The sequence below is a fragment of the Nocardioides oceani genome (assembly GCF_030412965.1).
GTDB lineage: Bacteria > Actinomycetota > Actinomycetes > Propionibacteriales > Nocardioidaceae > Nocardioides > Nocardioides oceani.
Window position 1 is genome coordinate 165,783 of the sequence record NZ_JAUHJQ010000005.1, and the last position, 24,582, is coordinate 190,364.

Consider the following 24,582-nt stretch of genomic DNA (forward strand, 5'->3'; position numbering starts at 1 on the left):
GCGGCGAGGGGCCCGGGGAGCGGCCGAGAGGGGCCGGGGGCGTCCGGGGCTAGGAGCCGAGGGCCGCGGCGGCGGCCTCGGCGCAGGCGACGTCCTGGTCGGGGTGCGCGCCGCTCACGCCGACGGCGCCGACGCTCCGGCCGCCGAGCGCCAGCGGCACGCCGCCGGGCAGGGTGGTGAACCGCTGGGGGAGCTGGTCGTCGACGAGGTCGGCGAGCTCGGGGTACGCCGTGCGGAGCTCGCGGAGGGCGGCGGTGGGCGCGCCCATCGCGGCCGCGGTGGCCGCCTTGGCGCGGGCGACACCGGGGGTGAACCACGCGGCGCCGTCGTCGCGGAGCACGACGACGTCGGCGCCCCGCTCGTCGACGACGGCCACGCTGACCCGGACCCCGGCGGCCCGCGCGGCGTCGAGCGCCGCGGCCGCGACCGCCTCCGCAGCGGCCCGGTCGAGCCGGGTCACCCGGCGCTCGCGGGCGTCGAGGCGGGGGAGACGTCCGGCGGGGAGGTCGAGGCGGCGTCGAGCATCGTGACGAGCAGCTCGGTGAAGACCTCGGCGTCCCAGGTCGGCTCGTCGAGCTGGTAGGAGAAGAACAGCCCGTCGGAGAGCGCCATGGTCAGCAGCGCCAGCGTGTCGGCCGTCCCCGCGGGGGCGTCGGCGCCGAGCACCTGGGCGAACCACTGCTCCTGGACCAGGCGCGCCTGTCGCCGCACGCCGACGAAGCGGACGCGGGCGGCGGGCGGCTGGTCGCGCCGCAGCAGCAGGAGCATGTGGCCGATGCGGAGGAAGAGCGGCCGCTCGGCCAGGCTGCGCAGGCTGACCGCGAAGTGGTCGCGCAGCTCGTCCTGCCAGCGGGTCCCGTCGGCCGGCGGCAGCCAGGCCGGCTGGGCGACGTACCACTCCTGGTAGGAGTGCTCGATGGCCGAGGCGAGCAGGTCGTCCTTGTCCTTGAAGTGCCAGTAGAGCGAGCTCGGCGGCAGGCCGGCCTGCTCGCAGATGCGCGAGATGCTGGCGCCGTCGTAGCCGCTGGCCGCGGCGACGTCGGCGGCCGCGCGCAGCAGCTTCTCCCGGCCGGAGTCGGGCTCGGCGACGACGAGGCGGACGGGCGGCACGCGCCGGCCGGTACGTCGTGGGCGCGGCGTGTCCGCGACCAGGTGGCGAGCCGCGGCGGCGAGGCCGTGGGCGAGCGCCCGGACCATCGGCTCGAGGTCCTCCTGGACGTCGGACTGGTGAGCCAGGAAGACGCCGTCGGTGCCGGAGACGGTGAGCAGGGCGAGGGTGCGTGCGTGGGCGCCAGTCGGGTCGTCCGCGCCGAGCTCGTGGCGCCACCACGTCTCGAGCCGCGCGATGGCCTGGCCGCGGACGTCGAGGAACCGCTCGCGCGGCGCGTTGCCCACGGCCGGGCCGGTCTCGAGCGCGATCAGCAGGCCCATCCGCCAGAAGCCGGGCTCCTCGTCGAGGGCCCGGGTGGTGGCGAGCAGGTGGTCGAGGACGCCCTCCTCGAGCGGCCGCTCGTCGGCGTGGTGCAGCCAGCGGGGCTGCTCCTCGGCGTAGCGGCGGTACCCGTGGTCGAGCGCCTCGGCCAGCAGCTCGTCCTTGTTGCGGAAGTGCCAGTAGACCGAGCTCGCGGGCAGGCCGCTGGCCTTGGTCACCTTGGCCATCGTGGTGCCGACGTAGCCGCGCTCGCCCGCGATCTGGAGCGTCGCGTCGAGGATCGTGCGCCGGGAGGCGTCGCCCTGCGAGTGCTGACGGGTGGTCTTGCGTGCCATGGCTCCGCTCCGGGTGGGGGCTGCCGCGCGGCGGCGGCGCCAGTCTAGTGAGCGCCGGCCGGCCGGGCGTCGGCGGCGAGGCGGGGCAGGATGACCAGGACCAGCGCCAGCAGCGCGCTGACGCCGGCGGTCGCCATGGTCGCGCCCATGAGCGTCCCCGACACCCCGCCGACCGACACGAGCGGCGGGACGGCCGCGCCGAGGAGGAACTGGCTCGCCCCCAGCAGGGCCGCGGCGGACCCCGCGTCGGCGGCGTGCGGCACCAGCGCCAGCGCGGTGCTGTTGCCCATCGACATGCCGAGCCCGGCGAGCACCAGCCACAACGGGACCGCCACGACCGCCAGCGGCGCCTCGAGGGCGAGGGCCACCGCGGACGCGACGGACGCGCCGGCGACGAGCAGCACCCCGGCGCGCAGCAGGGCGGCGGGGCCGACCTGCCCGACCAGCCGGGCGCTCACCTGGCTGCCGACGACCATGCCGGCGGCGTTCGCGCCGAAGACCCAGGCGTAGGCGACCGGGCCGAGGCTGTAGTCGCCGCGCAGCACGAACGAGCTCATCGAGATGTAGCCGAACAGCACGACCCCGAGCAGCGCGCTCATCACCATGAAGCCGCGGAACCGGGTGTCCGCCACGAGCCGGCGCAGCGCCCGCCGGCGCACCGGGGCCTGGCTGCGGACGTCCTCCGGCCGGGTCTCGTGCAGCACGAGCCAGCACGCCGCGGCCAGCAGCGCGCCGACGAGGCCGAGGAAGACGAAGATGCCGCGCCAGTCGGTCACCGCGAGCAGCTGCCCGCCGAGCAGCGGGCCGAGCACGGGCGCCAGGCCCATGACCAGCATCAGCTCGGAGAAGACCTTCGCGGCCCGCGCCCCGTCGTACACGTCGCGCACGATCGCGCGGGCGACCACCATCGCGGCGGCGCCGGCGAGCCCCTGGACCAGGCGCAGCGCCAGGAGGACCCAGACGTTCGTGGCGACCGCGCACAGCAGCGAGGTGACCGTCAGGACGACCACGCCCCAGCGCAGCGGACGCATCCTCCCGACCCGGTCGCTCCAGGGCCCCGCGACCAGCTGGCCCAGCGCCAGGCCCACCAGGCACACCGACATCGTCAGCTGCGCCATCGCCTCGGAGGTGCCCAGCGAGCGGGCGAGGTCGGGCAGCCCGGGCAGGTAGAGGTCGGTCACCAGCGGCGCCACCGCGGTGAGCGCGCCGAGGGTCACCAGCACGGTGCGGGACAGCTCGGCCGCAGGTGTCGTGGTGTCCCGGGAGGCGGAGTCGGTGGGAGAGACGGTCACGGCCGCATCGTCCCGGCTCGCCCGGCGACGTACGACGGCGGTGTGCCTGTCCGCGGCACGGGTCGGCGCGCGTGGCGGGCGGTCCGCAGAGCGGCACGCCGCGCTGTGTGACGCGTGCCACGACGATCCAAGGTCGGCAGGTCTCGGACGACCACCACCCACCGGCCCACGAGGCCGATGCACGGCAAAGGACTACCCCATGTCACCTCATCGTCACACCGCACGGCGGGGCGCGGCGCTGCTCGCGTCCGCGGCGCTCGTGAGCATGCTCGGCGCCTGCGCCCAGGACAGCGTCAAGGCGGAGACCGGCGGCAGCGCGGAGGACAGCGCGAGCGGCATCGCGCAGGCGAAGGAGGCCGTCGAGGCCCTGCGCGCGGCGGTCACGGAGTATCCCGAGGAGCCGGCGCTGTCCTCGACCCCGGACCTCGCGGGCAAGAAGGTCACCGTCATCCCGCTCGGCGACAACATCCCGGTCATCCACGGGGTCGCGGTCGGCATCCAGGACGCGATGGAGGCCGTCGGCGCGACCGCCACGATCTGCGACGGCAAGTTCACCCCGACCGCCGTGGCCGACTGCCTCAAGCAGGCCGGCGACCAGGGCGCGGACGCGGTCGTCTCGCTGTTCATCGACTACGCGATGGCCGGGACCGCGTTCGACGCGCTGGCCGACCGGGGCGTCCCGGTCCTCATCGGCGGCGTCGAGCCGACCGGCGGCCGCGAGTCCGACGAGACGCTCGCCTTCTACGACAACACCGGTCGCGTCGGGAAGCTGTACGACGCGATGTCGATGTCCGCGCTCGCCCAGGGCGGCGAGGACACCAACGTCCTCTGGCTGCGCCTGATGGACTCCACCACGACCCGCGAGGCCAGCGAGCAGGGCGTGGCGACGTTCGAGGAGCTGTGCCCGACCTGCGGCATCGCGACCGCAGACTTCACCACGGCCAACCTCGACAAGCTCCCCTCCGCGGTGAGCGCCGCGATGGTCGCCAACCCCGACACCAACACGCTGATCGTGCCGGTCGACAGCTTCGTGCCGCCGGCGATGCAGGGCCTGCAGAGCTCCGGCAAGGCCGACCAGGTGCGGGTCTTCTCCTCCAGCTCCGACCTCGCCGGCCTGCAGCGGGTCCGCGACGGCCAGCAGGCCTCCGACCTCGGCACCCCGGTGATCTACGAGGGCTGGAAGTACGCCAACGGCCTGATGCAGCTGCTCGCCGGCGACGAGGTCCGGCCCGCCGACGCGATGGTCACCCGCGACTTCGTCGCCGACAACGTCGGGGACCTCGAGCTCACCGACGACGCCTACTTCACTCCCGACTGGTTCGGCGACGACCGGTTCAAGGACGCCTTCCTCGAGGCCTGGGGCGTGGAGCAACGATGACCGACCTCCCTCGGCTGGAAGCCCGCGGCGCCAGCAAGACCTTCGGCCCCAGCACGGTGCTGCAGGACGCCCACCTCGTCGTCCGGCCCGGGGAGATCCACTCGCTGGTGGGTCAGAACGGGTCCGGGAAGTCGACGCTGGTCAAGATCCTCACCGGCTACCACTCGCCCGATCCCGGGATGACCCTCGAGGTGGACGGGCAGCCGTTGGCGCTGCCCGTCCGCTGGCAGGCCGCGCAGGCGGCCGGGCTGTCGGTGGTCCACCAGGACATGGGCCTGCTCGACCACCTCACGGTCAGCGAGAACGTCGGCATCGGCGGCTTCGTCCGGTCCCGGCTCACCGGGCGGATCGACTGGCGCCGGCAGGACGAGGTCGCGGCCGAGATCCTCGCCCGCCTCGAGATCCCGGTCCACCCGCGCACGCTCGTCGGCGACCTGGCCCCGGCCCACCGGGCGGGCGTCGCGATCGCCCGCGCGCTGCGCGGCACGGTGCCGGGGGAGGGCGTGATGATCCTCGACGAGGCGACCCGCGCCCTGCCCCGCGAGGACCTGGCCCGCATGCACGACCTCCTCGGCCGCGTCGTCGGCTCGGGCACGGCGGTGCTGATGGTCAGCCACAACCTCGAGGAGGTGCTGACCCTCAGCCACCGGGTGACGGTGCTGCGCGACGGCCGGGTCGCCGGCGCCGGGCTGCCCACCGCCGAGCTGGGGGAGGCCGACCTCGCCCGGCTGACGCTCGGCAAGACCGTCGACGCGGTCACGCGTACGCCGTCGGTGCACCCGCCGACCGACGAGCCGGCCGCCGTGGTCAGCGACCTCGCGGTCGACGGCCGGCCGTTCTCGGTCACGGTCCGCCGCGGCGAGGTCGTCGGCCTGACCGGCCTGCCGGGCACGGGCTTCGAGAAGGTGCCGTACCTCCTGGCGGGCGCCACGCCCGCCGCCTCCGGCACCGTCGTGACCCCGACCAGCCGGGTGGACCTGACCCGCGCAGGCGTCGCGGAGACGCTGCGTGCCGGCATCGCGCTGGTGCCCGAGCGGCGGGTGCGCGACGGGCTCGCGGTCGACCTCAGCGTGCGCGACAACCTGGCGCTGCCGAGCCTGCGGCGCCGGGGGAGTGCGTGGCTGGTGCGCCGCGGCTGGCAGGACGAGCTGACCGCCGAGTCCGTGCGCCGGCTCGGGATCAAGGCCCGCTCCGGCGACGACCTGGTCAAGGAGCTCAGCGGCGGCAACCAGCAGAAGGTCCTGTTCGCCAAGTGGCTCTCGACCGACCCGGACCTGCTCGTGCTCCACGAGCCGACCCAGGCCGTCGACGTCGGTGCCCGCGCGGACCTGCTGCGCGCGATCGGTGACGCGGCCGCCGCCGGCCGCGGCGTGCTGCTCGTGAGCACCGAGCCCACCGACCTCGTCGAGATCTGCGACCGGGTCCTCGTGCTCCACCCGGGCCTCGAGCCGCGGGAGATGCACACCGACGACCCCGACGCCCTGCTCGAGGCCGTCTATTCCGTCCCCACGACCACCGGAGCCACGCATGCCTGAGACCACCGTCGACCACCTCGTCAGCGACGACGAGACCGCGCAGCGGATCCTCGCCGACGACGGCTCGGTCGCCCCCGCGCCCGTCCAGGGGGAGTCACCGCGACCCGGCGGCGCCGGCGGCCTGTTGCGCACGCTCGCCTCGAAGTACGCCCTCATCGGCGTCTGGGCGCTGATGGCGCTCTACTTCTACTCCCAGGTGCCGGACACCTTCGGCACGAGCGGCACCTTCTCCTCCATCTTCGGCTCCCAGCAGGTGCTGGTGTTCCTGGCGATGTCGGCGCTCGTGACGCTCGTGGTCGGCGAGTTCGACCTGTCGGTCGCGGCGATGATGGGCATCACGGCCACCGTCATCCCCGTCCTCGCCGGCGTGCACGGGATGGACATCGTGCTGGCCTGCCTCCTCGGCGTCGGCGCCGCCGTCCTCGCGGGTGCGGTCAACGCGTTCTTCGTGGTGGTGCTCGACGTCTCCTCGTTCGTGGTCACGCTCGGCATGGCGACCCTGCTCACCGGTGTCGCCCAGCTCGTCTCGGGCTCGACGATCGTCTCGGTCAGCAGCCCCGGCCTGGCGAAGATCGCGATCGGCGACGTGCTCGGCATGCCCGTGTCGTTCTGGTACGGCATCGCGCTGGCCCTCGTCATCGCCTACGTCCTCGCGTGGACCCCGCTGGGGCGCGCGATGGTCTTCGTCGGCGCCAACGCCGAGGTCGCCCGCCTGGCCGGCATCCGCGTCCACCGCGTCCGGTTCGGCGCCTACGTGACCGCTGGCCTGCTCGCCGGCCTCGCCGGCCTGGTCCTGGTCGCGACCGTCGGCGGGTTCGACTCCTCGACGTCCAACAGCTACCTGCTGCCGGCGCTGGCCGCTGTCTTCCTCGGCACCGCCGTCGTCCAGCCGGGCGCGTTCAACCCGATCGGCACCATGGTGGCGATCTACTTCCTGACCACCGGCATCTTCGGCCTCCAGCTGCTCGGGTACGCCGGCTGGATCCAGAACGTCTTCTACGGCGCCGGCCTCGTCGTCGCCGTCGCCCTCGCGAAGGTCGTCCGCGACCGCTCGCGCGCCAGCTGACGGCCGGTCCGACGAGCCGGCCCCCGCCTCCGCCGCCGCGTGCCGGTCCCCGGCACGCGGCGGTGGTGGCTCAAGTCACACCTTCCTACCGTTCCCGTAGTGATCGCTACAGCGAAGGCGAGCGGTCGCCCCCGAACCCCGCGGCCCCGGCCGCGCAGCAGAGATGAGGAACCCATGCACGAGGTGGTGGAGAGAGTCCACAAGGCCGCCGACGTCCTCCGCGAGGAGGCCGTGCCGAGCGACCGGCTGGGCCGGCTGACCGACCGCACCGTCGAGGCGATGAAGGAGTCGGGCCTGGTCCGGCTGCTCCAGCCCGTCGAGCACGGCGGTCACGAGGCCACGCTGGCCGACTTCCTCGAGGCGGCCATGTCGGTCGGCGCGGCGTCGCCGTCGGCCGGCTGGGTCGCGGGCGTCGTGGGCGTCCACCCGTGGGAGATCGCGATGATGGACCCGCGCGTCCAGGACGAGATCTGGGGCGAGGACCAGGACACGTGGACCGCGTCGCCGTACGCCCCGATCGGGCGCGCCACCCGCGTCGACGGCGGCTTCCTGTTCACCGGCCGCTGGCCGTACTCCACCGGCACCGACCACGCCGGCTGGGTGATCCTCGGCGGCATCGTCGTCGGCGAGGACGGCCAGCCGGGCATGCCGCCGGACGTGCGCCACTTCGTGATCCCGCGCGCGGACTACGAGATCATCGAGGACTCCTGGAACGTCATGGGCCTGCTCGGCACCGGCTCCAAGGACGTCGCGATGACCGACGTGTTCATCCCCGAGCACCGTGTCGTGGAGGCCGGCACGATGTCGGCCGGCGGCTACGAGCACCGGCAGGAGGGCAAGCCGCTCTACCGCCTGAAGTTCCCCGTGGTGTTCTCCGCCGCGGTCGCGGCCGCCACCCAGGGCATCGCCCAGGGCGCGCTCGGGGCGTACCGCGACTACCTCGCCGGCCGTGTCTCCGCCGACGGCATCGTCGGCAGGACCGACCCGACCCAGCTCACGACGTACGCCGAGGCGGCCGCCGACATCGCCGCCAGCCGCTGCCACCTGCTGACCTCCGCGGTCGAGCTCCAGGAGCACGTCACCAAGGGCGGCGAGATCAGCCGCGCCCAGCGGCTGACCTTCCGCCGCGACCAGGTCCGAGCCTCGCGGCGGGCAGCCGACGCGATCGACCGGCTGTTCAAGATCAGCGGCGCGAGCGGCATCCGCACCGACTTCCCGAACGAGCGCTACTGGCGCGACCTGCAGGTGGGGCTCAGCCACATCTGCAACGTCGCGGAGAACGTCTACACCGGCTGGTCGACCGACGACCTCGGCGGCGAGGCCAGCCCGGCCCTGTTCGTCTGACCCCAGCGTCCACCTGGCTGCACCCACTCAACACATCAGGAGAACCAGCATGATCACTTCGCTCGCCTACCTCGGGGTGAACTCTCCCCGGTCGGAGGACTGGCGCAGGTTCGGGGAGGGCTTCCTCGGCGCCGAGCTCGCCGCGGACGGCCCCGACGGCTCGGTGCGGCTGCGCGTCGACGACGCCGCCTGGCGGATCCAGGTCCACCCCGCCGAGCAGGACTCGGTGGCCTACTTCGGCTGGGCGGTGGACCACGAGGAGGACCTCGACGTCGTCCTCGAGCGGCTCGCCGCCGCCGGCGTGGCCGCCGAGCGCGGCTCAGCGGAGCTGGCCGAGGCCCGCTCGGTCAACCAGCTCGTCACCTTCACCGACCCGTGGGGGTTCCCGCACGAGGTCAGCTGGGGCCAGCACTTCTACCCCGCGACGTTCCGCCCCGGCCGCGCCATCTCCGGCTTCGTGACCGGCACCCAGGGCCTGGGCCACGTGCTGCTGATGATGCCCGACATCGAGGCGGGCCACCGGTTCTTCCACGACGTCCTGGGCTTCAAGCTGTCGGACAAGATCATCGTCCCGGGCTCGCTGAACGCGCGGTTCTACCACGTCAACGAGCGCCACCACACGCTCGCGCTGGGCCAGTGCCCTCCCGGCGTCGCGGTCTTCAACCACCTGATGCTGCAGATGGGCTCGATCGACGACGTGGGCTCGGCCTACGACATGCTCGAGGAGTACGACGTCCCGATCACGCTCAGCCTGGGTCGCCACACCAACGACAAGACGTTCAGCTTCTACTGCGCCACCCCGTCGCTGTTCAACGTCGAGGTCGGCTTCGACGGCATCGAGGTCGACGAGGAGTGGGTGCCCTACACCTACGGCGCCGCCGCCATCTGGGGCCACAAGCTCGACCCCGAGGCGAAGAACCGTCCGCCGGGCATCGTGCACCCCCTGGCCGACTGATCCTCGGCTCCGCTGCTCGACCGGCAGGCATCGGCCGGTCGGGCAGCGAGCGTCGTCGAGACGTGCCTCGCTCGCGCGGTCACGTCGGACGCCGCAGGCGGAGCAGCGTCAGCGCCGCGATCGACTTCGCGTCGACCAGCCGACCGGACCGGACCATCTCCACGACCTCGGCCTCGCTGAACCACGCCGACCGCATGTCCTGCTCGCCGGCGTCGCGCTGCGTCGCGCCGGCCGAGAGACCGGTGGCGAGGAAGACGGTGCAGCGGTGGGCGACCAGGCTGGGCGTCACCTCGAGCGTCCCGAGGACCACCAGCTCGGCCGCCTGCAGGCCGGTCTCCTCCCGCAGCTCCCGGCGGGCCACGGTCTCCGGGTCCGAGCCGTCGGACGCCTCGGCGCTCCCGGACGGGAGCTCCCACCGGCGGCCCGCGACCGGGTGCCGATACTGCTCGACGAGGTGGAGCCGCTCTCCGTCCCACGGCACGACCACCGCGATGTCGGCGGTGTCCACGACGGCGTACCGGCCGGTCGAGCCGTCGGCGCGACGTACGACGTCCTCGCGCACCGACAGCAACGGGTTGTCGTACACGCGCTTGCTGGCGAGCGTCTCCATCGCACGAGTGTGCTGCAGCGCGGCCACGACGTGCCTGCATCGAGGTACGGCGGCTCTCGACGATCGGAAATGCTGGCGACGGCTGTCGGCGCGGCAGGGGAGAATCAGCCGCGATGCTCACCGCACTCCGCACCTACGTCACGCCCCCGTCCACCCTCGCCGGCCGCCTGTCGGTCCAGTCGCTGCTCTTCGCCACGGGGGAGGGCGCCTTCCTGGCGGGCTCCGCCGTCTACTTCGGCGTCATCCTCGGGCTGTCGCTGGGCCAGGTCGGCATCGGTCTGACGGTGGCGGCGATCGCCAGCTTCCTCGTCGCGGTGCCGGCCGGGAAGCTCGTCGACCGGTTCGGCCCCAAGCGGATGTGGTCGCTGAGCGCCGTGCTCCAGGGCGCGCTGTTCCTCGCCTGGCCCTGGATCGACAGCTTCCCGCAGTTCATCGCGCTCGCGGTCGTGATGGAGCTGGCGGGCAGCCTGGGCGGGGCGGCCCACGCGGCGTACGTCCTCGACGTGCTGCCGCCTGCCGAGCGCGTGGAGTCCCGGGCCTACATGTACTCCGCGCTCAACGTGGGCTTCAGCATCGGGGCGTTCCTGAGCGGCGGTGCCATCGCCTTCGGCTCCGACGTGCTGCGCTGGGCGCCGATCCTCACCGCGGTCCTCTTCCTGGTGAACGCGGCGGCGATCCTCCGGCTGCCGAACGCTTCCCACGACGTCCGCTCGAGCGAGCCCCGCCGCAAGCCCGAGGGGCCACCGGCGATCCGCAACCGGAGCTGGCTGGCGGTGACCTTCCTGACCGGCGTGCTGTGGTCGAACCAGGTGCTGCTGCACACGGTGATCCCGCTGTGGCTGGTCATCGAGACCGACGCTCCCCACGAGCTCGTGGCGCTGCTCTTCGCCACCAACACCGTGATGTGCATCGTGCTGCCCCGGCTCACCTCGCGCGGCATCCGCGACGTCGACACCGCCCTGCGTGCCGTACGCCTCTCCGCGATCTTCTTCGCGCTCACCTGCCTCGTCACGCTGGCCACCCACGAGACCGTCGGATGGGTCACGATCGTCCTCTTCTTCGTCGGCCACATCGTCCTGACCTGGGCCGAGCTCTACCTCTCCGCCTCGGGGTGGACCTTCGAGGCCGAGCTGATGGACCCCCGCCGCCGCGGCGACTACCAGGGCGTCTCCGAGCTCGGGAACACCCTCGGCCGGTTCTGGGCGCCGGCCGTCTACGGCTTCCTGGCGATGGAGTGGGGCGCCTTCGGCTGGCTCACCATCGCCGCCATCGTGGGCGCCGCGGCCGCGGCCATGCACCCGGCGACCCGCGCCGGCCGGCGCTACCTCGAGCAGCACGTCCCGGCCGACGTCCTCGCCGACGCCCGCGCCGGTGCCCCCGAGGACGCGCCCCCGCCCCCGACCACCCTGACCGAACCGCTCGACCCCGGCACCACCGTCACCGACACCCCGATGCCGCGCTGAGCCGTCCCTGATGGTCACCGTGGGCGCCCGCGCGCCATCCGTTCACTGCGTCGGCGGCGAACCAAGGACATGAGCCAGCCCGACACCATGTTCGCCAGCCGCACCGTCGGCCGGCACCTCGTCCGGGGAGCGCTGGGCCTGCCGATGATGGTGGCGGCGTTCGTGCTCGTGCCGTGGGTCGGGCCCCTGGCGCTCCTGCTCGTCGTCCCGGCCGCGGTGCTGCTGCGCGGTTGCCCGACCTGCTGGGCCCTCGGTCTCGCCCAGACCTGCGCGCTCAACCCTCGTACGTCCGCGGGTGGGCCGCCCGCTCGGCGCTGAGCGTGCGCAGCGACCGAACAATTGCGGAGCGCGCAGCGCGGAAGATCCGGTCGTCGCCAGCGTCCAGTGAAGCCGGTATGACGCGCCGTTTCCACGCGTCGTTTCGGGTCAGCCGTTTCAGGTGCGTCGCTACGGGTGCGTTGCCTTGGATGATCCTTCACTGCTCACGGGCGCGTGAAGGTCACAGGGACGAAGACTTCCAATCTGAACAGTAACTTCGCTAGCGAAGCCAATGTGGTGCCGCCCAGGTGATCACGAGCGTAAGGAAGGCAGCCACGCCGAAGGTGCTGAGTCCCCAAGCCCACGTTCGGAAGCCGGGCAGATATCGGAGCGGCTCGAATGCACCGGCATCAGCAGGCTGTCTGTTGCGGCGCGCCTGCCACGTCGTTCCATGCACAATATCAATGCCGTCGCTGGAGCTAGCCTCGAACTCAGCCAGCCACTGAGCGTCTGTGATCTCCGCTTGCCTATGCCGAGTGAAGATCTGCACCGTTAGGAAGCTGGTCACCATCGACAGCAGACAAGCCACGCTGCGCGAGTACTTGGTGCCCCCGTCGCTAAGGGCGATGGTGAACAAGAACGCCTGAGCAGTGAGGCTTAGGACGGGAACCTGCCACAGCAGATTGTCAAACTGTGTGCGGCGGGCTGCTAGGGCAGCGTACACAGCGTCGACGCTGACCGATGGTTTGGCCGAGTGCGCCTCGGGATCTGAGGAGCGGTCGCCAGTCATGCCTCGACTTTAGAAGATCACAACCGACCTTCCGCGCGCCGCTGACCACTTGAACTTGGGGCGTGCGACCTGTTCGCGGCGGCGCGACCGCCATGCGAACGCGGCCGACGCCTATTCAACACGGGTCGCGAATGCGGACACGTCGGGAAGGCTCGAGATCACCACCGGGCGGGAAGGGCGCCGGGCCAACTAACTGATGCGCATGCGGCGGAAAGAAGCACCCGCCGCGGGTCCGCACGAGGTCGCTTGCTGGCGTTGTGCGGGGGACCGGTGTTCCTGACACAGTCAGTCAGGAGCACCGGTATTTGTCCTAGGTGGTGGGTGTCGTTCCGCCGTCGATGACGTATTCGGCGCCCAGGATCGAGGACGCGCGATCAGAGACCAGGAAGCCGATGAGGTCCGCGACCTCCTCGGTGGTGGCGAACCGCCCGAGCGGAACCCCTCCCAAGGAGTCGAAGATCATCTGCTTCGCCTGCTCGGGCGTGACGTCGTTGCCGCCGGCAAGCCGGTCGACGAAGTCGTCGTACCCCTCGGTCTCGATGCCACCGGGGCTGACGGTGTTCACCCGGATGCCGCGGGGCGCGAGCTCGTTGGCCAGTCCCTTGCTGTAGGTGCGCAACGCGCCCTTGGCGGACGCGTAGGGCAACGTCGCGTCGTGCAGCGGCATCTGGCCTTGGATCGAGGTGACGTGGACGACGGCTCCGGCGCCGGCCTCGACCATGGCCGGCAGCAGGGCTCGGTCCAGTCGGACGGCCCCGAGGAGATTGAGGTCGAGCTCGGCAAGCCAGTGTTCGTCGGATGCTGCGGTGAAGCCGCCGGGTGGGGTCGAGGAGCCGCCGGTGACGTGCACCAGGATGTTCAGCGGGCCTTCCTCGGCGATCCTGGCGGCGATGGTCTTCACGCCGTCGATGGTGGAGGTGTCGGCCTGGATGAAGCGGTCGGGGAGCTCGTAGCCGGCCGGCATCGTGCGGGCTGTGGTCCACACGTCAGCGCCCATCTCGCGCAACCGCCGCACCACCGCCTTGCCGGTACCTCTCGACCCGCCTGTCACGAGTGCGCGCCGGCCGTCGAGGCGGTCGCGGTCTTGCATGGTCATGTTGTCCTCCTGCCGACGTTGTGTCGGGCTTCTTGGCGTCGGACGTCAGGGCCTCGTGCACGGGCACTAGGGAGTCAAACGGTGATCTCCAGCTTCCGGATCGCGCCGTCAGCGAGGGTGAAGCGCATGCGGAGATCAACCTCACCGCCGGGGAAGTTCCCCGAGAGGTGGGTGCCCACCTCCCACACGTCGGCGGCCGGCCTGGACACCGCCATCAGCCTGGTCTCGACGTCGTAGTCATTCGCTGACTTGTCGAAGGCCTTGAGCGTCTCCTCGCGCCCCTCGAGCACGTGACCGTCGTCGATGACGATGACGTCCTCGGACAGGTGGGTCATGGCGGTGGCGTATTCCTGGACGATGTGGGCGCGGAGGTACTGCGCCACAATCTTCGGGAGCTCGTCCCAGGGGAAGGTGGGGTTCTCTTCTGTCGTGGTGTTGGTGGTCATGCCCTCACGATGTGGCGTTCCTCCGCGGCAGGGTCAAGGACGGGACTCTCCCCCAGGGGGAGGGGGCAGACTGCCGCCATGCTGGCCATCGGTGAGTTCTCGCGCCTGACGCACCTGAGCGTGAAGACCCTGCGTCGCTATCACGAGGCGGGTTTGCTCGTCCCTGCCGCGGTCGACCGAGCCACGGGTTACCGCTCCTACGACGCAAGTCAGATCCCGACCGCACAAGTGATCCACCGCCTGCGAGAGCTCGACGTCCCCCTGGCGGACGTCCGACGCATCATCGAGTCGACCGACGCCGGCAGCCGTGCCGCGCTCGTGTCTGACCACCTGGCGCGGCTGGAGGCCGAGCTGGACCGCACCCGCGCTGCCGTCGTGTCGCTGCGCCGACTGCTCGATCCCGATCCAGTGCCGCTGCGCGTCGAGCTGAGGGCGGTGCCCGAGGTGACGGTGGCTGCGATCGAGGCTGATGTCGACAGCGACGCGATGGGCGCGTGGTACGCCGGTGCGCTGGCCGAGCTCGAGGCCGCGGTCGACGTCCGCATGGGCCCCGCGGGAGGGGTCTACGACAACGTCCTCTTCGAGGAGGGCCGGGGCCACGTGATGCTGCACGTGCCGACCCCGGACCCGCCCCGCCGGGGACGCGTGCACCCCGTGACCCTGCCACCGGTCGAACTGGCCGTCGCGACCCACGTCGGACCGCACGACGACGCCGACGTCACCTACGGCGAGCTCGGATCGTGGGTCGTTGCCAACGCCCTCGCCGTCTCGGGCCCCGTCCGTGAGACCTACCTCGTCACACCCACCGAAGACCCCGACCCGTCCGCCTGGCGCACGGAGATCGGATGGCCCATCTTCAGGATGTCCTAAGCACGCGGGCGGCCGCCCGGTCGTTACCCGGACCACCACCCATCGACAATTTTGGGGTGCCCCCGACTTGCGGCGGGGTGTCGCGCGTAGCACGTCAGCTCGAATCCCGCAGATGTGCTTCCGTGCCTCCACAGCACCGGTCGCGACGCGAGCGGGTGCTGTGTGGGACGTGGAGGGGCGCTCCAGTCAGTGACGGGGCCAAGCGAACCGCCTGCGAACTAGGTCGCGTGCCTGTTCCGGCGTCTCCTCCGCAGGCGGATCGCGAGCTCCGCGCAAGCGAGCGCGACGCAGGCGCCTGCGAGAGCGAGAACTGCGACAACCATCCCGGCCAGACCGGCGAGGTCGCACTCGCCGTCAGGCGCTTCCTCGGCGCACCTGCTCGCCTCGGTGTTGAAGCCGTACGCGTAGGCGAGCAGTCCGACGACCGCGAGGATGACGGCGTAGACGACAGCGCGGCGCGCATCCGCAGGCTAGGACCCGCGAAGCGGCCGGCCCCGAGCGCCTCGCCCGTGCGGCGGGCCGGCGTTGCGCTTTCGCTGGTCGGCAGGCGACAGCCAGTCTCAGGCCGGTGACGCCTTGTCCTCAGCGGATCGCACCCCGTCACATCGGGAAGTCGGCCTCGTACCAAGCGCGGTAGTCCGAGGCGCGGTCGGCGCCGCCGCCGGTGGCGAGGTCGCGCTCGACGCAGCGCGCGGCGGTGCGGACCCTGTCGATCCAGCCGGTGACGACGCGGCCGGGGACGCCGGTGGGGAGCTGGGTGGCACGCAGGACCATCGCGACCCGGCCGTCGGGGCCGTGGACGGGGACGACGACCGCGCCGACGTCGTACGTCTCGTCGGGCAGGACCTCGACGTCGTCGAAGAAGTGGCGGGTCTGGGCGAGGACGGAGCGGACGGCGCGCTCGCGGGCAGGGGTGAGCTCGCCGGAGGCGTACTCCGCCAGGGCGTCGTGCATCCGGTCGTAGTCGGCCCGGGCGCCGGGGCCGACCATGCTGAGGGCGACGCCGTTGGCGGCGACGGTGTCCAGGCGCTTGCGGTAGCAGGCGACGAGCTCGGGGTCGTGCGGGGTGACCTTGGCCAGCCAGCGCTCGACGACGTCGGGGGCCGCGCCGGCGACGTACGCCTCACCGATCGGGGGGATGAGCGGGATCCGCTGGCCGAGCGGCTCGACCATGGTGGCGGTGCCGCCGTACGCGCTCACCGCCGTGGTCAGCTCGTCCGGGCTCACCGCGACCAGCGCCGCCGCCTCGCAGCCGAGGGAGGTCGCGAGCCGCTCGACCTGGGTGCGCGCCCGGTCGCCGAGCCGGACGGCGGCGATGAGGTCGCCGTCGCCGCGGGCGGCCATGCCGGTGGGGGAGAACCCGCCGTACCCGCCCTGGAAGAACAGCAGCGGCGTCGCCGGCCGGGTCACCTCCATCGCGTCGACCGCGCACAGCACGATCCAGTGGTCGCCGGCCTCCATGACCGACGCGGTGCGGCAGTGCACGTGCGCGACGGCGTCGGCCAGCACGGGGGCACCGGTGGCGGAGGGGGACCACGCGACGTCGTCGAACTTGTCCGGCTTCGAGACCGCCATCGTCCGGCACAGCGCGAGCTGGTCGTGGGCCAGGACGTTGACGCAGAGGGCGTCCGCGCCGGCCAGCCGGTCCCAGGTGCGCGACCCGACCTGCGGCATGAACGCCACCAGCGGCGGGTCGATGGAGACGCTGCTGAACGTCCCGACGACCATCCCGACCGGTTCGCCGTCGACCGTGCCGGTCACGACCGCCACGCCGGTGGGGTAGTGGCCCATGACCTCGCGGTAGTGGGCGGGGTCGATGACGGTGCGCTCTGCGGTGTCCACCACCTCACGGTGCGCCCGCGCGGGCCGGTTGCTCAAGGAGGGCATGCCGCACCCCGGCACACGAGGACGCCGCCGCCTCGGGGAGCGTCAACCGGTGCGCAGGGCACCGCCGCGTCGACGCGCGAGCGTGCTGGCCAGGGCGGTGGCGGCGGCGCGGAGGGCGGTCTCGTGCGCATCGGGCCGGAACCGCCCGACCGGCCCGGTGACGCTGATCGCCGCGAGCGCGGTGCGGCCGTCCGGGTCGAGGACGGGCGCTGCGATGCACAGCAGCCCGACGGTCGACTCCTCGCGCTCGTGGGCGATGCCGGTCTCGAGCACCCTGGACAGCTGGCGGCGCAGCAGGCCGGGTGCGACCACCGTGTGGGGCGTACGCCGCTCGAGCTCGCCGCCGAGCACGTCGTCGCGGACCTCGTGGACCGCGTGCGCGAGCAGCACCTTGCCGATCGCCGTGCAGTGCATCGGCATCCGCCCGCCGGTCCGCGAGGGAGACCGGGCCTGCCGGTGGCCGCCGATCTTGGCGACGTACACGACCTCGCTGCCCTCCTGGACGCCGAGGTGCACGGTCTCGTGCGTGCGCTCGTAGAGGTCCTGGAGGAACGGCATCGCCAGCTCCAGCAGGGTGCGCTCGGTCGCCGCGCGCATGCCGAGCTCGAACAGCCCGCCGGAGAGCCGGTAGCCGTGGGGCGTCTTGTCCAGCAGCCGGTGCTCCACCAGGTCGCCGGCGACGCGGTGGGCGGTGCCCTTCGGCAGTCCCGTGCGGCGTACCAGCTCGGCCAGCGGCAGCACCGTGTCCTCGACGCGGAACGCGCGCAGCAGGGCGACCGCCTTGCCGAGCACGGTGTCGAGGGCGACGCCGGGCCCGGGGTCGGTCACCCGCGACAGCGTACCGGTGAGTGGAACGCCGGCATGGGCCACGGACGCCCCGCGGGCCGAGGGTGGTGCCATGACCGAGACCGTCACCAGCGTGAGCACCGCGGCCCTCGACGCCGCCGCGGAACGGCTGCGCACCGCCGACCGCTCCGGCGTACCGGGTGTCCCCGTGCGCGACCTGATCGGCCGCGACGACGTCGCCGCGGCGTACGCCGTCCAGCAGCGGCTGGTCGCCGAGCGCGTCGCCGCCGGCGCCCGGGTCGTCGGCCGCAAGATCGGGCTGACCTCGGCCGCCGTGCAGGCCCAGCTCGGGGTGGACCAGCCCGACTTCGGCGTCCTCCTCGACGACATGGCGTACGCCGACGGCGACACCGTCCCCGTCACGAGCGTGCTCCAGCCGCGCGTCGAGGCGGAGGTCGCCTTCGTGCTCGGCGCCGACCTCGCCGACGGCCCCCTGGACCGCGAGCAGGTCCGCGGCGCGATCGCGTCGGCCGTCGCGGCGCTCGAGATCTGCGGCAGCCGCGTCGCCGACTGGGACATCAGCTTCGCCGACACCGTCGCCGACAACGCCTCGGCCGGCGCCTACGTGCTCGGCAGCGAGCCGCTCACCCTCGAGCAGGTCGAGCCGCGCGAGGTCACCATGAGCATGACGATCAACGACGAGGTCGTCTCGACCGGGTCCGGCGAGGCCTGCCTCGGCGACCCGCTCGAGGCGGTCGTGTGGCTGGCGCGGCAGGCCCGCGACTTCGGCGAGCCGCTGCGCGCCGGCCAGGTCGTGCTCTCCGGCGCGCTCGGCCCGATGCGGCCGGTCGGCCCGGGCGACCGCGTCACCGCCACCATCACCGGCCTCGGCGCCGTCAGCGCCACCTTCAGCGAGCAGTGAGGACTTCTCCCATGACCAGGACCAAGGTCGCCGTCATCGGGTCGGGCAACATCGGCACCGACCTGATGATCAAGGTGATGCGCACCAGCAAGCACCTCGAGATGGGGGCGATGGTCGGCATCGACCCCGACTCCGACGGGCTCGCCCGCGCGAAGCGCTTCGGGTTCGCCACCACCCACGAGGGCGTGCAGGGGCTCGTCGACCTGCCCGGCTTCGACGAGATCGAGATCGTCTTCGACGCCACCTCGGCCAAGGCCCACCAGCACAACGCGGCGCTGCTCCAGCCGCTCGGCAAGCGGATGATCGACCTGACGCCCGCGGCCATCGGCCCGTACGTCGTCCCGGCCGTCAACATCGACGACCACCTCGACGCCCCGAACGTCAACATGGTGACCTGCGGCGGCCAGGCGACGATCCCGATCGTGGCCGCCGTCTCCCGCGTCGTGCCCGTGGCGTACGCCGAGATCGTCGCGTCCATCGCCTCGAGGTCGGCCGGACCCGGCACGCGCGCGAACATCGACGAGTTCACCGAGACCACCTCCGCGGCGATCGTCGAGGTCGGCGGCGCGGCCGCAGGCAAGGCGATCATCATCCTCAACCCGGCCGAGCCGCCGCTGATCATGCGCGACACGGTCTTCGCGCTGGTCCAGGCGCCCGACCCGGCCGTGCACGACGAGATCCGCGCGTCGGTGGAGAAGATGGTGGCCGACGTGGCGGCGTACGTGCCGGGCTACCGGCTCAAGCAGCAGGTGCAGGTCACCGAGCTGCCCGCCGACCAGCCGGTCCGCACGCTCGTCGGCGAGACCGCCGGCCGCCCGACCCACCAGGTCTCGGTGTTCCTCGAGGTCGAGGGCGCCGCGCACTACCTCCCGGCGTACGCCGGCAACCTCGACATCATGACGTCCGCGGCCCTCCAGATGGCCGAGCGGATCGCGGCCTCGAAGGCAGGGAGCTGACCCATGACCACCTCCATCTTCGTCCAGGACGTGACCCTGCGCGACGGCATGCACGCCGTGCGCCACCGGATCACCCCCGAGGACGTCACGCGGATCGTCGCCGCCCTCGACGCCGCCGGTGTCGACGCCATCGAGGTCGCGCACGGCGACGGCCTCGCCGGCTCGTCGGTGAACTACGGCCCCGGCTCCCACACCGACTGGGAGTGGATCGAGGCCGCGGCCTCGGTGCTCCAGCGGGCCCGGCTGACCACGCTGCTGCTGCCCGGCGTCGGCACGATCCACGAGCTGAAGCGGGCCCACGACCTCGGCGTCCGGTCGGTGCGCGTGGCGACCCACTGCACCGAGGCCGACGTGTCCGCCCAGCACATCGCGGCCGCCCGCGAGCTCGGCATGGACGTCTCGGGCTTCCTCATGCTCTCCCACATGTCCTCGCCCGAGGACCTCGCCCAGCAGGCGCGGCTGATGGAGTCCTACGGGGCGCACTGCGTCTACGTCACCGACTCCGGCGGCCGGCTCACGATGAACGACGTCGCCGCCCGCGTCCGCGCCTACCGCGACGTGCTCGACGCCGACACCGAGATCGGCATCCACGCCCACGAGAACCTCTCGCTCTCGGTCGCCAACTCCGTGGTCGCGGTCGAGAACGGGGTACGCCGTGTCGACGCCTCGCTCGCCGGCCACGGCGCCGGCGCGGGCAACTGCCCGCTCGAGGCGTTCATCGCCGTCGCGGACCTGTCCGGCTTCGAGCACGGCTGCGACCTGTTCGCGCTCCAGGACGCCGCCGACGACATCGTCCGCCCGCTCCAGGACCGGCCGGTCCGGGTCGACCGCGAGACGCTCACCCTCGGGTACGCCGGGGTCTACTCCAGCTTCCTGCGGCACGCCGAGGCCGCCTCGGAGCGGTACGGCGTCGACGTACGCCAGATCCTGATGGAGTGCGGCCGTCGCCGGCTCGTCGGCGGCCAGGAGGACATGATCATCGACATCGCGCTCTCCCTGCAGGAGCCCGCTGCCTGAGGCCGGCTGCGCTGCGGGCCTTCCGTTTCCTGCGCCACGAAGCCCCGACCGCGGTGCGGTCGGGGCTTCGTGCTGCTCGAGAGGTGTCAGCGGAGGACGGGGAGCTTCTCGACGAGGCCGGTGCTGGCCCAGGCCTTGCCGAGGCCCCAGGTGTCGCCGGCGGCGAGGGCGCCGAGGACGACGAGGGTGGCGGCGCCGAGGAGGTGCTCGTCGAGGAAGGGGTGGTTCTCCGGGGGCAGCACGACGGTCCACATCAGCACGTAGAGCAGGGCGCCGGACGCGGCGGCGACGCGCATCCCGATGCCGAGGGTGAGCGCGAGGCCGATGCCGAGGAGGCCGACCATGAAGAGGGTGTCGGCCCACCATGCGCCGGCGATGCTGTTGTAGAAGCCCTGGAAGGGGCCGTCGGCGCCGAAGGCGAGGAATCCCTCGGTGGGGCTGCCGCCGTTGATCCAGGCCGCGTCGCCGAAGCGGTCGAGGTGGCCGGCCTGGTCGTAGCCGGTGTGGAAGCCGAGCGCCAGGAGCTTGTCGAGGAAGGCCCACAGGAAGGTGAGGCCGAAGCCGATGCGGGTCACGGCGAGGGCGCGGGCGGCGAAGGTGGTCACCGTGACCGGGCCCTCGGGCCGCTCGGCGACGTCGTGACGGGTGTGGGTCGGGCGGTGCGCGATGGTGGTCATGTCGGTGACCTCCTTGTCTGTCGGTGGTGCTGGTCTGGTTGACGTCTCCAGACTGTCGTCCGCCGACGGGCGGGTGCAGAGTCCGCGGTCCCGACTGTGCGCGGGCCTTTGGTCCCGACCTCCCTGCCTCGAGTGAGGCGTCCTGCACGGTCAGGCGGCCGGACCCTCCGCGGCGTCGACGGCGGGGTCGATGAAGAAGTTGTCGCGGAACAGACCGCTGGGGTCGTACCGACGCTTCAGCTCCCGCAGCCGCGCGAGGTGCGCGGGCGGGAAGGCACGCTCGAGCCAGAGCGGGCCGGTGCCGGTCTCGAAGCTGAGGTAGCTGCCGGACAGGTGGGGGACGAGCCGCTCCCAGGCGGCGTCGAACGACGAGCCGGCGCCGAAGCCCGCGAGGGCGAACGCCGCGCTGCGACCGGCGTACGCCGTGGCGGCGCTCGGCACGTCGGCGACGGCGCCGCCGACCGCGCGCACGGAGAAGAAGTGCGACGTGCCGGTGTCCAGCAGCGCCGCGACCTCGGCCGCGAGGGCGGGGGAGAGGTGGTCGGCCAGACCGGAGTGCGAGCGCGGCTCGCCACGGCCGCGCTGCGGCTCGTCGCTGCTGAACGCGCCCATGACCTGGTCGAAGGTGGTGAGCACGACCTGCTGCTGGAGGAGCGGCGCCACCTCCGCGATCGGCTGCAGGCGCTCGACGACGGTGTCGGGCTCGTCGGCGTCGACCACCAGCATCGCCTGCGCGGTGCGGGCCCCGCCCCGACCGCCCCCGAGGATCACCTGGCCGGTGACGCTCCGGTCGGCGGCCTCCAGCTCGCGTCCCCAGCGCTCCAGGAAGGCGGCCGTGTCCGCGACCTCGAAGGCGAGCTGGGCGAAGGCGATGGTGCCGACGCGGGCGGCGGTCAGCTCGAAGGACGTCGCGACGCCGAAGTTGGCACCGGCGCCCCGGACGGCCCAGAACAGGTCCGGCTCCTCCTCGGCGCTCGTGCGCACCACCCGGCCGTCGGCCAGCACCACCTCGACCGCGGTCAGGTGGTCGATCGTGAGCCCGTGGCTGCGCGCGAACCAGCCGACGCCGCCGGCCGTCGCGAGCCCGCCCACGCCCACACCGCCGTAGTCGCCGCTGCTGATCGCCAGCCCGTGGGGCGCGAGCGCGCGGGCGACGTCGACCCACCGGGCGCCAGGCCCGAGCCGGACCCGGCCCGTGGCGGCGTCGACCACCTCGACGGTGTCGAGCGCGCTGACGTCGAGCACGAGCCCGCCCCGGTTCAGCGACCGGCCGGAGATGCCGTGACCCGCGCTGAGGACGCCGAGCGGCAGGTGGCGGTGCTCGCGGGCGACCGCCACCGCGGCCTGCACCTCGGCGACGGACCGCGGCCGCAGCACCAGGCCGGGCGCGCCGCCGCGCAGGTAGCTCGAGGTGTAGCGGCCGTACGCCGGGTCGCCCGGCTCGACCGCACGCTCGGCGAGGGCCGCGGGCAGCGCGTCGTAGCCGATCCCCGGGAGCCGCCGCGCGAGCGCCGACGGGCCGCGCACCCGTCCTCGCTCCGGCACACCGGCACCCTCGCGGGCCTCGGCGACCCGTGCGCGCACCTCGTGGGCCAGGCCGGCGAAGCGGCGCAGCCCGCCCTCGTCGTCGCCCATCACGACGAAGGTGCTGACGCCGTCCTCGACCGCGAGGCGCACCAGCTCGTCGACGCCGGTGTCGGGCGTGACGTTGAGCAGCCGGACGACCTCGGCCGGGTCGCGGCCGGCACCGCGGGCGGCCTCGTCGATCACGCGCATCCCGCGCTGCAGGTCGCCCGGCTGGAGGTAGGGCAACGAGGGCAGCCACCCGTCGGCCGCCCGGCCGACGAGGCGGAGCATCCGCGGCTTGAGCGCCCCGAGCCAGATCGGCACCTCGTGGGCGGGGGCGGGACCGCGCTTGGCCCCGTGGACGCGGTGGTGGTCGCCGTCGACGGCGAGCAGCGACCGGTCGGAGGCGTCCCAGACACCACGGATGATCGCGATCGCCTCGTCCAGCGCGTCGACGGCCTCACCGGGCTGCAGGCGGGTGCCGCCGTAGGCCTCGATCGCGTCCCAGAACCCCCCGGCGCCGAGCCCGAGCGCGACGCGGCCGCCCGAGAGCAGGTCGAGGCTGGCCACCGCCTTCGCGAGGACGGCCGGCGGGCGCAGGGGCAGGTTGAGCACGTTGCCGGCCAGGTGGATCCGCTCCGTGCGCGCGGCGGCGTACGACATCAGCGTCCAGGTGTCGAGGAACGACGGCTGGTAGGGATGGTCCTGGAACGTCGCGAGGTCCAGGCCGAGCTCCTCGCTGAGGGCCGTGAGGGCGACCGGCCGCTGGGGCGAGGCGGCCGACGGCGTGATGAAGGATCCGAAGCGCAGGGGGTGGCCGTAGTCGGGCATGCCTCCAGCATCCGCCGGTCGGTGGCCGCGTGCCAACCGTGAGTAAGCAGGTTACGATGAGTAAGTGACCACCCATGACGCCCGCCCCGCTCGTCAGGCTCGGCACGAGGTCATCGACGACGCCACCTGTCGCGAGGCGACCGTCGGCCTGGAGTTCGTCGGTCGCCGCTGGACGGGCGCCATCATGCTCGCGATCGGCCGGGGTGCCTCCCGGTTCGGTGAGATCCAGGCGGCCGTCGACGGCCTGTCCGCGCGGCTGCTCACCGCCCGGCTCCGGGAGCTCGAGGAGCACGGCGTCGTGGAGCGCGAGGTCATCCCGACCACGCCGGTCTCGGTCCGCTACCGCCTGACGCCTCGCGGCCGCGACCTGCTCGGGGCCATCCAGCCGCTCGTCGCCTACCACCTGCGCTGGGAAGCCTGACAGGGAGCGGACCCTGGCCACCGTCGCCGCCGGCGGTGCTCGCGGTCGATGCCCGGAGGGTCGGTGCAGCCCCCGGTCGCGTGCATGGCGCTGAGGGCTGCACCCGGCGCCGGCGGGAGTCGCATCCCCGACGAGCGGTCCCTGCACGGGCGCCGAGAGCAGTTCGGAGGCGGCGCCCGGCCGGATGGGTGGAAATGGGACCGCCCCCGACGCGAGGCGCGTCGGGGGCGGTCGAGTGGAGCTGAGGCGGTCAGGCCTGGCGGGCGCTCCGGTCGGTCTGGTCGTCGTCGTAGAAGTCGCGGCTGCCGGACTTCGCGAGACCGCGGCTGACCATGTAGCCGATCGTCAGCAGCGTGACGTAGAACCACGCCTCCTGCGTGCCGAAGTCCGAGGTGTCGGTGACGGCGGACGCGATCAGCACGCCGATCACGACGACGACGTAGGCGATGAGCTCCGTCGTCTTGACCGACGCCTTGGTCTCGGTGCTGATCCGGCGGCGGGTCGGGTGGACGACATCGTGGTCGTGGTGTGCAGACATGCGTGTGTGCTCCTTCAGGGTGTGCCTCGGTCCGCTGACCCCATGCACGTTCAGCGGGCGGCGGGCACTCGGGGGAAGCCGCGCAGGCGCGGCTTCTCGTCCAATGCCCCT

The 24,582-nt window shown here is 72.9% G+C and carries 24 protein-coding genes; 12 read left to right on the forward strand and 12 right to left on the reverse strand.

Annotation, left to right across the window (positions count from 1 at the left end):
• Nucleotides 1–49: 49 nt before the first annotated feature.
• The 3 genes from QWY28_RS13945 to QWY28_RS13955 are packed head-to-tail and all read right to left on the reverse strand — an operon-like array spanning nt 50 to nt 3,059.
• The gene (locus QWY28_RS13945; protein ID WP_300953161.1) at nt 50–460 is read right to left on the reverse strand and encodes a heme-binding protein; all 411 of its coding nucleotides are present in this window, start codon (nt 458–460) and stop codon (nt 50–52) included.
• A complete protein-coding gene (locus QWY28_RS13950; protein WP_300953162.1) occupies nt 457–1,767 on the reverse strand; it encodes a TetR/AcrR family transcriptional regulator in 1,311 nt (436 codons plus the stop codon). The genes QWY28_RS13945 and QWY28_RS13950 overlap by 4 nt, the downstream gene beginning before the upstream one ends.
• 44 nt (nt 1,768–1,811) lie before the next feature.
• A complete protein-coding gene (locus QWY28_RS13955; protein WP_300953163.1) occupies nt 1,812–3,059 on the reverse strand; it encodes a multidrug effflux MFS transporter in 1,248 nt (415 codons plus the stop codon).
• Nucleotides 3,060–3,258: 199 nt separating this feature from the next.
• On the opposite strand from QWY28_RS13955, the gene QWY28_RS13960 reads away from it, so the two are divergent.
• The 5 genes from QWY28_RS13960 to QWY28_RS13980 all read left to right on the forward strand — a co-directional run bounded on the left by QWY28_RS13960 (nt 3,259) and on the right by QWY28_RS13980 (nt 9,337).
• Nucleotides 3,259–4,437: a sugar ABC transporter substrate-binding protein gene (locus tag QWY28_RS13960; RefSeq protein WP_300953164.1), complete on the forward strand. Its 1,179-nt coding sequence runs from the start codon at nt 3,259–3,261 to the stop codon at nt 4,435–4,437.
• Nucleotides 4,434–5,972 (forward strand): sugar ABC transporter ATP-binding protein, encoded by a 1,539-nt coding sequence (locus tag QWY28_RS13965; RefSeq protein ID WP_300953165.1) that lies wholly within the window; start codon nt 4,434–4,436, stop codon nt 5,970–5,972. The genes QWY28_RS13960 and QWY28_RS13965 overlap by 4 nt, the downstream gene beginning before the upstream one ends.
• Nucleotides 5,965–7,038, forward strand: coding sequence for an ABC transporter permease (locus QWY28_RS13970; protein ID WP_300953166.1), 1,074 nt, complete (start codon nt 5,965–5,967; stop codon nt 7,036–7,038). The genes QWY28_RS13965 and QWY28_RS13970 overlap by 8 nt, the downstream gene beginning before the upstream one ends.
• Nucleotides 7,039–7,212: 174 nt before the next feature.
• On the forward strand, nt 7,213–8,382 hold the full coding sequence (locus QWY28_RS13975; RefSeq protein ID WP_300953167.1) for an acyl-CoA dehydrogenase family protein: 1,170 nt from the start codon (nt 7,213–7,215) through the stop codon (nt 8,380–8,382).
• A 49-nt stretch (nt 8,383–8,431) separates the two neighbouring features.
• Nucleotides 8,432–9,337, forward strand: a complete 906-nt coding sequence (locus tag QWY28_RS13980; protein WP_300953168.1) for a VOC family protein — start codon at nt 8,432–8,434, stop codon at nt 9,335–9,337.
• A gap of 79 nt (nt 9,338–9,416) precedes the next feature.
• On the opposite strand, the gene QWY28_RS13985 is transcribed toward QWY28_RS13980, so the two are convergent.
• A complete protein-coding gene (locus tag QWY28_RS13985; protein WP_300953169.1) occupies nt 9,417–9,947 on the reverse strand; it encodes an NUDIX domain-containing protein in 531 nt (176 codons plus the stop codon).
• Between the two features lie 113 nt (nt 9,948–10,060).
• Between QWY28_RS13985 and QWY28_RS13990 the strand changes: the two genes are divergently transcribed.
• Both QWY28_RS13990 and QWY28_RS13995 read left to right on the forward strand, forming a co-directional pair.
• The gene (locus QWY28_RS13990) at nt 10,061–11,410 is read left to right on the forward strand and encodes an MFS transporter (protein ID WP_300953171.1); all 1,350 of its coding nucleotides are present in this window, start codon (nt 10,061–10,063) and stop codon (nt 11,408–11,410) included.
• 69 nt (nt 11,411–11,479) lie between these two features.
• Nucleotides 11,480–11,728 carry a hypothetical protein gene (locus tag QWY28_RS13995; RefSeq protein ID WP_300953172.1) on the forward strand — a complete coding sequence of 83 codons (249 nt, stop codon included), beginning with the start codon at nt 11,480–11,482 and terminating at the stop codon, nt 11,726–11,728.
• A 220-nt stretch (nt 11,729–11,948) separates the two neighbouring features.
• On the opposite strand, the gene QWY28_RS14000 is transcribed toward QWY28_RS13995, so the two are convergent.
• From QWY28_RS14000 to QWY28_RS14010, 3 genes are all read right to left on the reverse strand, one after another.
• Nucleotides 11,949–12,458, reverse strand: coding sequence for a hypothetical protein (locus QWY28_RS14000; protein ID WP_300953173.1), 510 nt, complete (start codon nt 12,456–12,458; stop codon nt 11,949–11,951).
• A 310-nt stretch (nt 12,459–12,768) separates the two neighbouring features.
• Nucleotides 12,769–13,554: an SDR family oxidoreductase gene (locus QWY28_RS14005; protein ID WP_336622417.1), complete on the reverse strand. Its 786-nt coding sequence runs from the start codon at nt 13,552–13,554 to the stop codon at nt 12,769–12,771.
• 74 nt (nt 13,555–13,628) lie between these two features.
• Nucleotides 13,629–14,000, reverse strand: a complete 372-nt coding sequence (locus QWY28_RS14010) for a hypothetical protein (protein ID WP_300953174.1) — start codon at nt 13,998–14,000, stop codon at nt 13,629–13,631.
• Between the two features lie 78 nt (nt 14,001–14,078).
• On the opposite strand from QWY28_RS14010, the gene QWY28_RS14015 reads away from it, so the two are divergent.
• Complete coding sequence (locus QWY28_RS14015; protein WP_300953175.1) at nt 14,079–14,870, forward strand: MerR family transcriptional regulator; 792 nt, start codon at nt 14,079–14,081, stop codon at nt 14,868–14,870.
• A 600-nt stretch (nt 14,871–15,470) separates the two neighbouring features.
• Here the strand turns inward: QWY28_RS14015 and QWY28_RS14020 are convergent.
• A complete protein-coding gene (locus QWY28_RS14020; RefSeq protein WP_300953176.1) occupies nt 15,471–16,712 on the reverse strand; it encodes a flavin reductase family protein in 1,242 nt (413 codons plus the stop codon).
• Between the two features lie 87 nt (nt 16,713–16,799).
• Nucleotides 16,800–17,585, reverse strand: a complete 786-nt coding sequence (locus QWY28_RS14025; RefSeq protein ID WP_300953177.1) for an IclR family transcriptional regulator — start codon at nt 17,583–17,585, stop codon at nt 16,800–16,802.
• Nucleotides 17,586–17,655: 70 nt separating this feature from the next.
• Here QWY28_RS14025 and QWY28_RS14030 point away from each other — a divergent pair, with 70 nt between their 5' ends.
• Genes QWY28_RS14030 through dmpG form a run of 3 tightly spaced genes read left to right on the forward strand, consistent with a single transcriptional unit; the run spans nt 17,656 to nt 20,438 of the window.
• The gene (locus QWY28_RS14030; RefSeq protein WP_300953178.1) at nt 17,656–18,465 is read left to right on the forward strand and encodes a 2-keto-4-pentenoate hydratase; all 810 of its coding nucleotides are present in this window, start codon (nt 17,656–17,658) and stop codon (nt 18,463–18,465) included.
• Between the two features lie 11 nt (nt 18,466–18,476).
• Entirely contained in the window at nt 18,477–19,421 is a 945-nt protein-coding gene (locus tag QWY28_RS14035) for an acetaldehyde dehydrogenase (acetylating) (protein ID WP_300953179.1), read from the forward strand.
• 3 nt (nt 19,422–19,424) lie between these two features.
• Entirely contained in the window at nt 19,425–20,438 is a 1,014-nt protein-coding gene (gene dmpG, locus QWY28_RS14040; RefSeq protein WP_300953180.1) for a 4-hydroxy-2-oxovalerate aldolase, read from the forward strand.
• Between the two features lie 86 nt (nt 20,439–20,524).
• Here the strand turns inward: dmpG and QWY28_RS14045 are convergent, their stop codons facing one another.
• A complete protein-coding gene (locus QWY28_RS14045) occupies nt 20,525–21,115 on the reverse strand; it encodes a hypothetical protein (protein WP_300953181.1) in 591 nt (196 codons plus the stop codon).
• A 150-nt stretch (nt 21,116–21,265) separates the two neighbouring features.
• Nucleotides 21,266–23,512 (reverse strand): LLM class flavin-dependent oxidoreductase, encoded by a 2,247-nt coding sequence (locus tag QWY28_RS14050; RefSeq protein ID WP_300953182.1) that lies wholly within the window; start codon nt 23,510–23,512, stop codon nt 21,266–21,268.
• 64 nt (nt 23,513–23,576) lie between these two features.
• On the opposite strand from QWY28_RS14050, the gene QWY28_RS14055 reads away from it, so the two are divergent.
• Nucleotides 23,577–23,933: a winged helix-turn-helix transcriptional regulator gene (locus QWY28_RS14055; protein ID WP_300953183.1), complete on the forward strand. Its 357-nt coding sequence runs from the start codon at nt 23,577–23,579 to the stop codon at nt 23,931–23,933.
• Nucleotides 23,934–24,183: 250 nt separating this feature from the next.
• Here QWY28_RS14055 and QWY28_RS14060 read toward each other — a convergent pair whose 3' ends face one another.
• On the reverse strand, nt 24,184–24,471 hold the full coding sequence (locus tag QWY28_RS14060; protein ID WP_300953184.1) for a hypothetical protein: 288 nt from the start codon (nt 24,469–24,471) through the stop codon (nt 24,184–24,186).
• Between the last annotated feature and the right edge of the window lie 111 nt (nt 24,472–24,582).

Coding starts and splice junctions, on each gene's coding strand:
- QWY28_RS14060 (WP_300953184.1), bottom strand. CDS start 24,471: ATGTCTGCACACCACGACCACGATGTCGTCCACCCGACCCGCCGCCGG.
- QWY28_RS14010 (WP_300953174.1), bottom strand. CDS start 14,000: ATGACCACCAACACCACGACAGAAGAGAACCCCACCTTCCCCTGGGAC.
- QWY28_RS13980 (WP_300953168.1), top strand. CDS start 8,432: ATGATCACTTCGCTCGCCTACCTCGGGGTGAACTCTCCCCGGTCGGAG.
- QWY28_RS13960 (WP_300953164.1), top strand. CDS start 3,259: ATGTCACCTCATCGTCACACCGCACGGCGGGGCGCGGCGCTGCTCGCG.
- QWY28_RS13985 (WP_300953169.1), bottom strand. CDS start 9,947: ATGGAGACGCTCGCCAGCAAGCGCGTGTACGACAACCCGTTGCTGTCG.
- QWY28_RS14050 (WP_300953182.1), bottom strand. CDS start 23,512: ATGCCCGACTACGGCCACCCCCTGCGCTTCGGATCCTTCATCACGCCG.
- QWY28_RS13975 (WP_300953167.1), top strand. CDS start 7,213: ATGCACGAGGTGGTGGAGAGAGTCCACAAGGCCGCCGACGTCCTCCGC.
- QWY28_RS14030 (WP_300953178.1), top strand. CDS start 17,656: ATGACCGAGACCGTCACCAGCGTGAGCACCGCGGCCCTCGACGCCGCC.
- QWY28_RS14045 (WP_300953181.1), bottom strand. CDS start 21,115: ATGACCACCATCGCGCACCGCCCGACCCACACCCGTCACGACGTCGCC.
- QWY28_RS14035 (WP_300953179.1), top strand. CDS start 18,477: ATGACCAGGACCAAGGTCGCCGTCATCGGGTCGGGCAACATCGGCACC.
- QWY28_RS13970 (WP_300953166.1), top strand. CDS start 5,965: ATGCCTGAGACCACCGTCGACCACCTCGTCAGCGACGACGAGACCGCG.
- QWY28_RS14015 (WP_300953175.1), top strand. CDS start 14,079: ATGCTGGCCATCGGTGAGTTCTCGCGCCTGACGCACCTGAGCGTGAAG.
- QWY28_RS13950 (WP_300953162.1), bottom strand. CDS start 1,767: ATGGCACGCAAGACCACCCGTCAGCACTCGCAGGGCGACGCCTCCCGG.
- QWY28_RS14000 (WP_300953173.1), bottom strand. CDS start 12,458: ATGACTGGCGACCGCTCCTCAGATCCCGAGGCGCACTCGGCCAAACCA.
- dmpG (WP_300953180.1), top strand. CDS start 19,425: ATGACCACCTCCATCTTCGTCCAGGACGTGACCCTGCGCGACGGCATG.
- QWY28_RS14005 (WP_336622417.1), bottom strand. CDS start 13,554: ATGACCATGCAAGACCGCGACCGCCTCGACGGCCGGCGCGCACTCGTG.
- QWY28_RS13990 (WP_300953171.1), top strand. CDS start 10,061: ATGCTCACCGCACTCCGCACCTACGTCACGCCCCCGTCCACCCTCGCC.
- QWY28_RS13965 (WP_300953165.1), top strand. CDS start 4,434: ATGACCGACCTCCCTCGGCTGGAAGCCCGCGGCGCCAGCAAGACCTTC.
- QWY28_RS13995 (WP_300953172.1), top strand. CDS start 11,480: ATGAGCCAGCCCGACACCATGTTCGCCAGCCGCACCGTCGGCCGGCAC.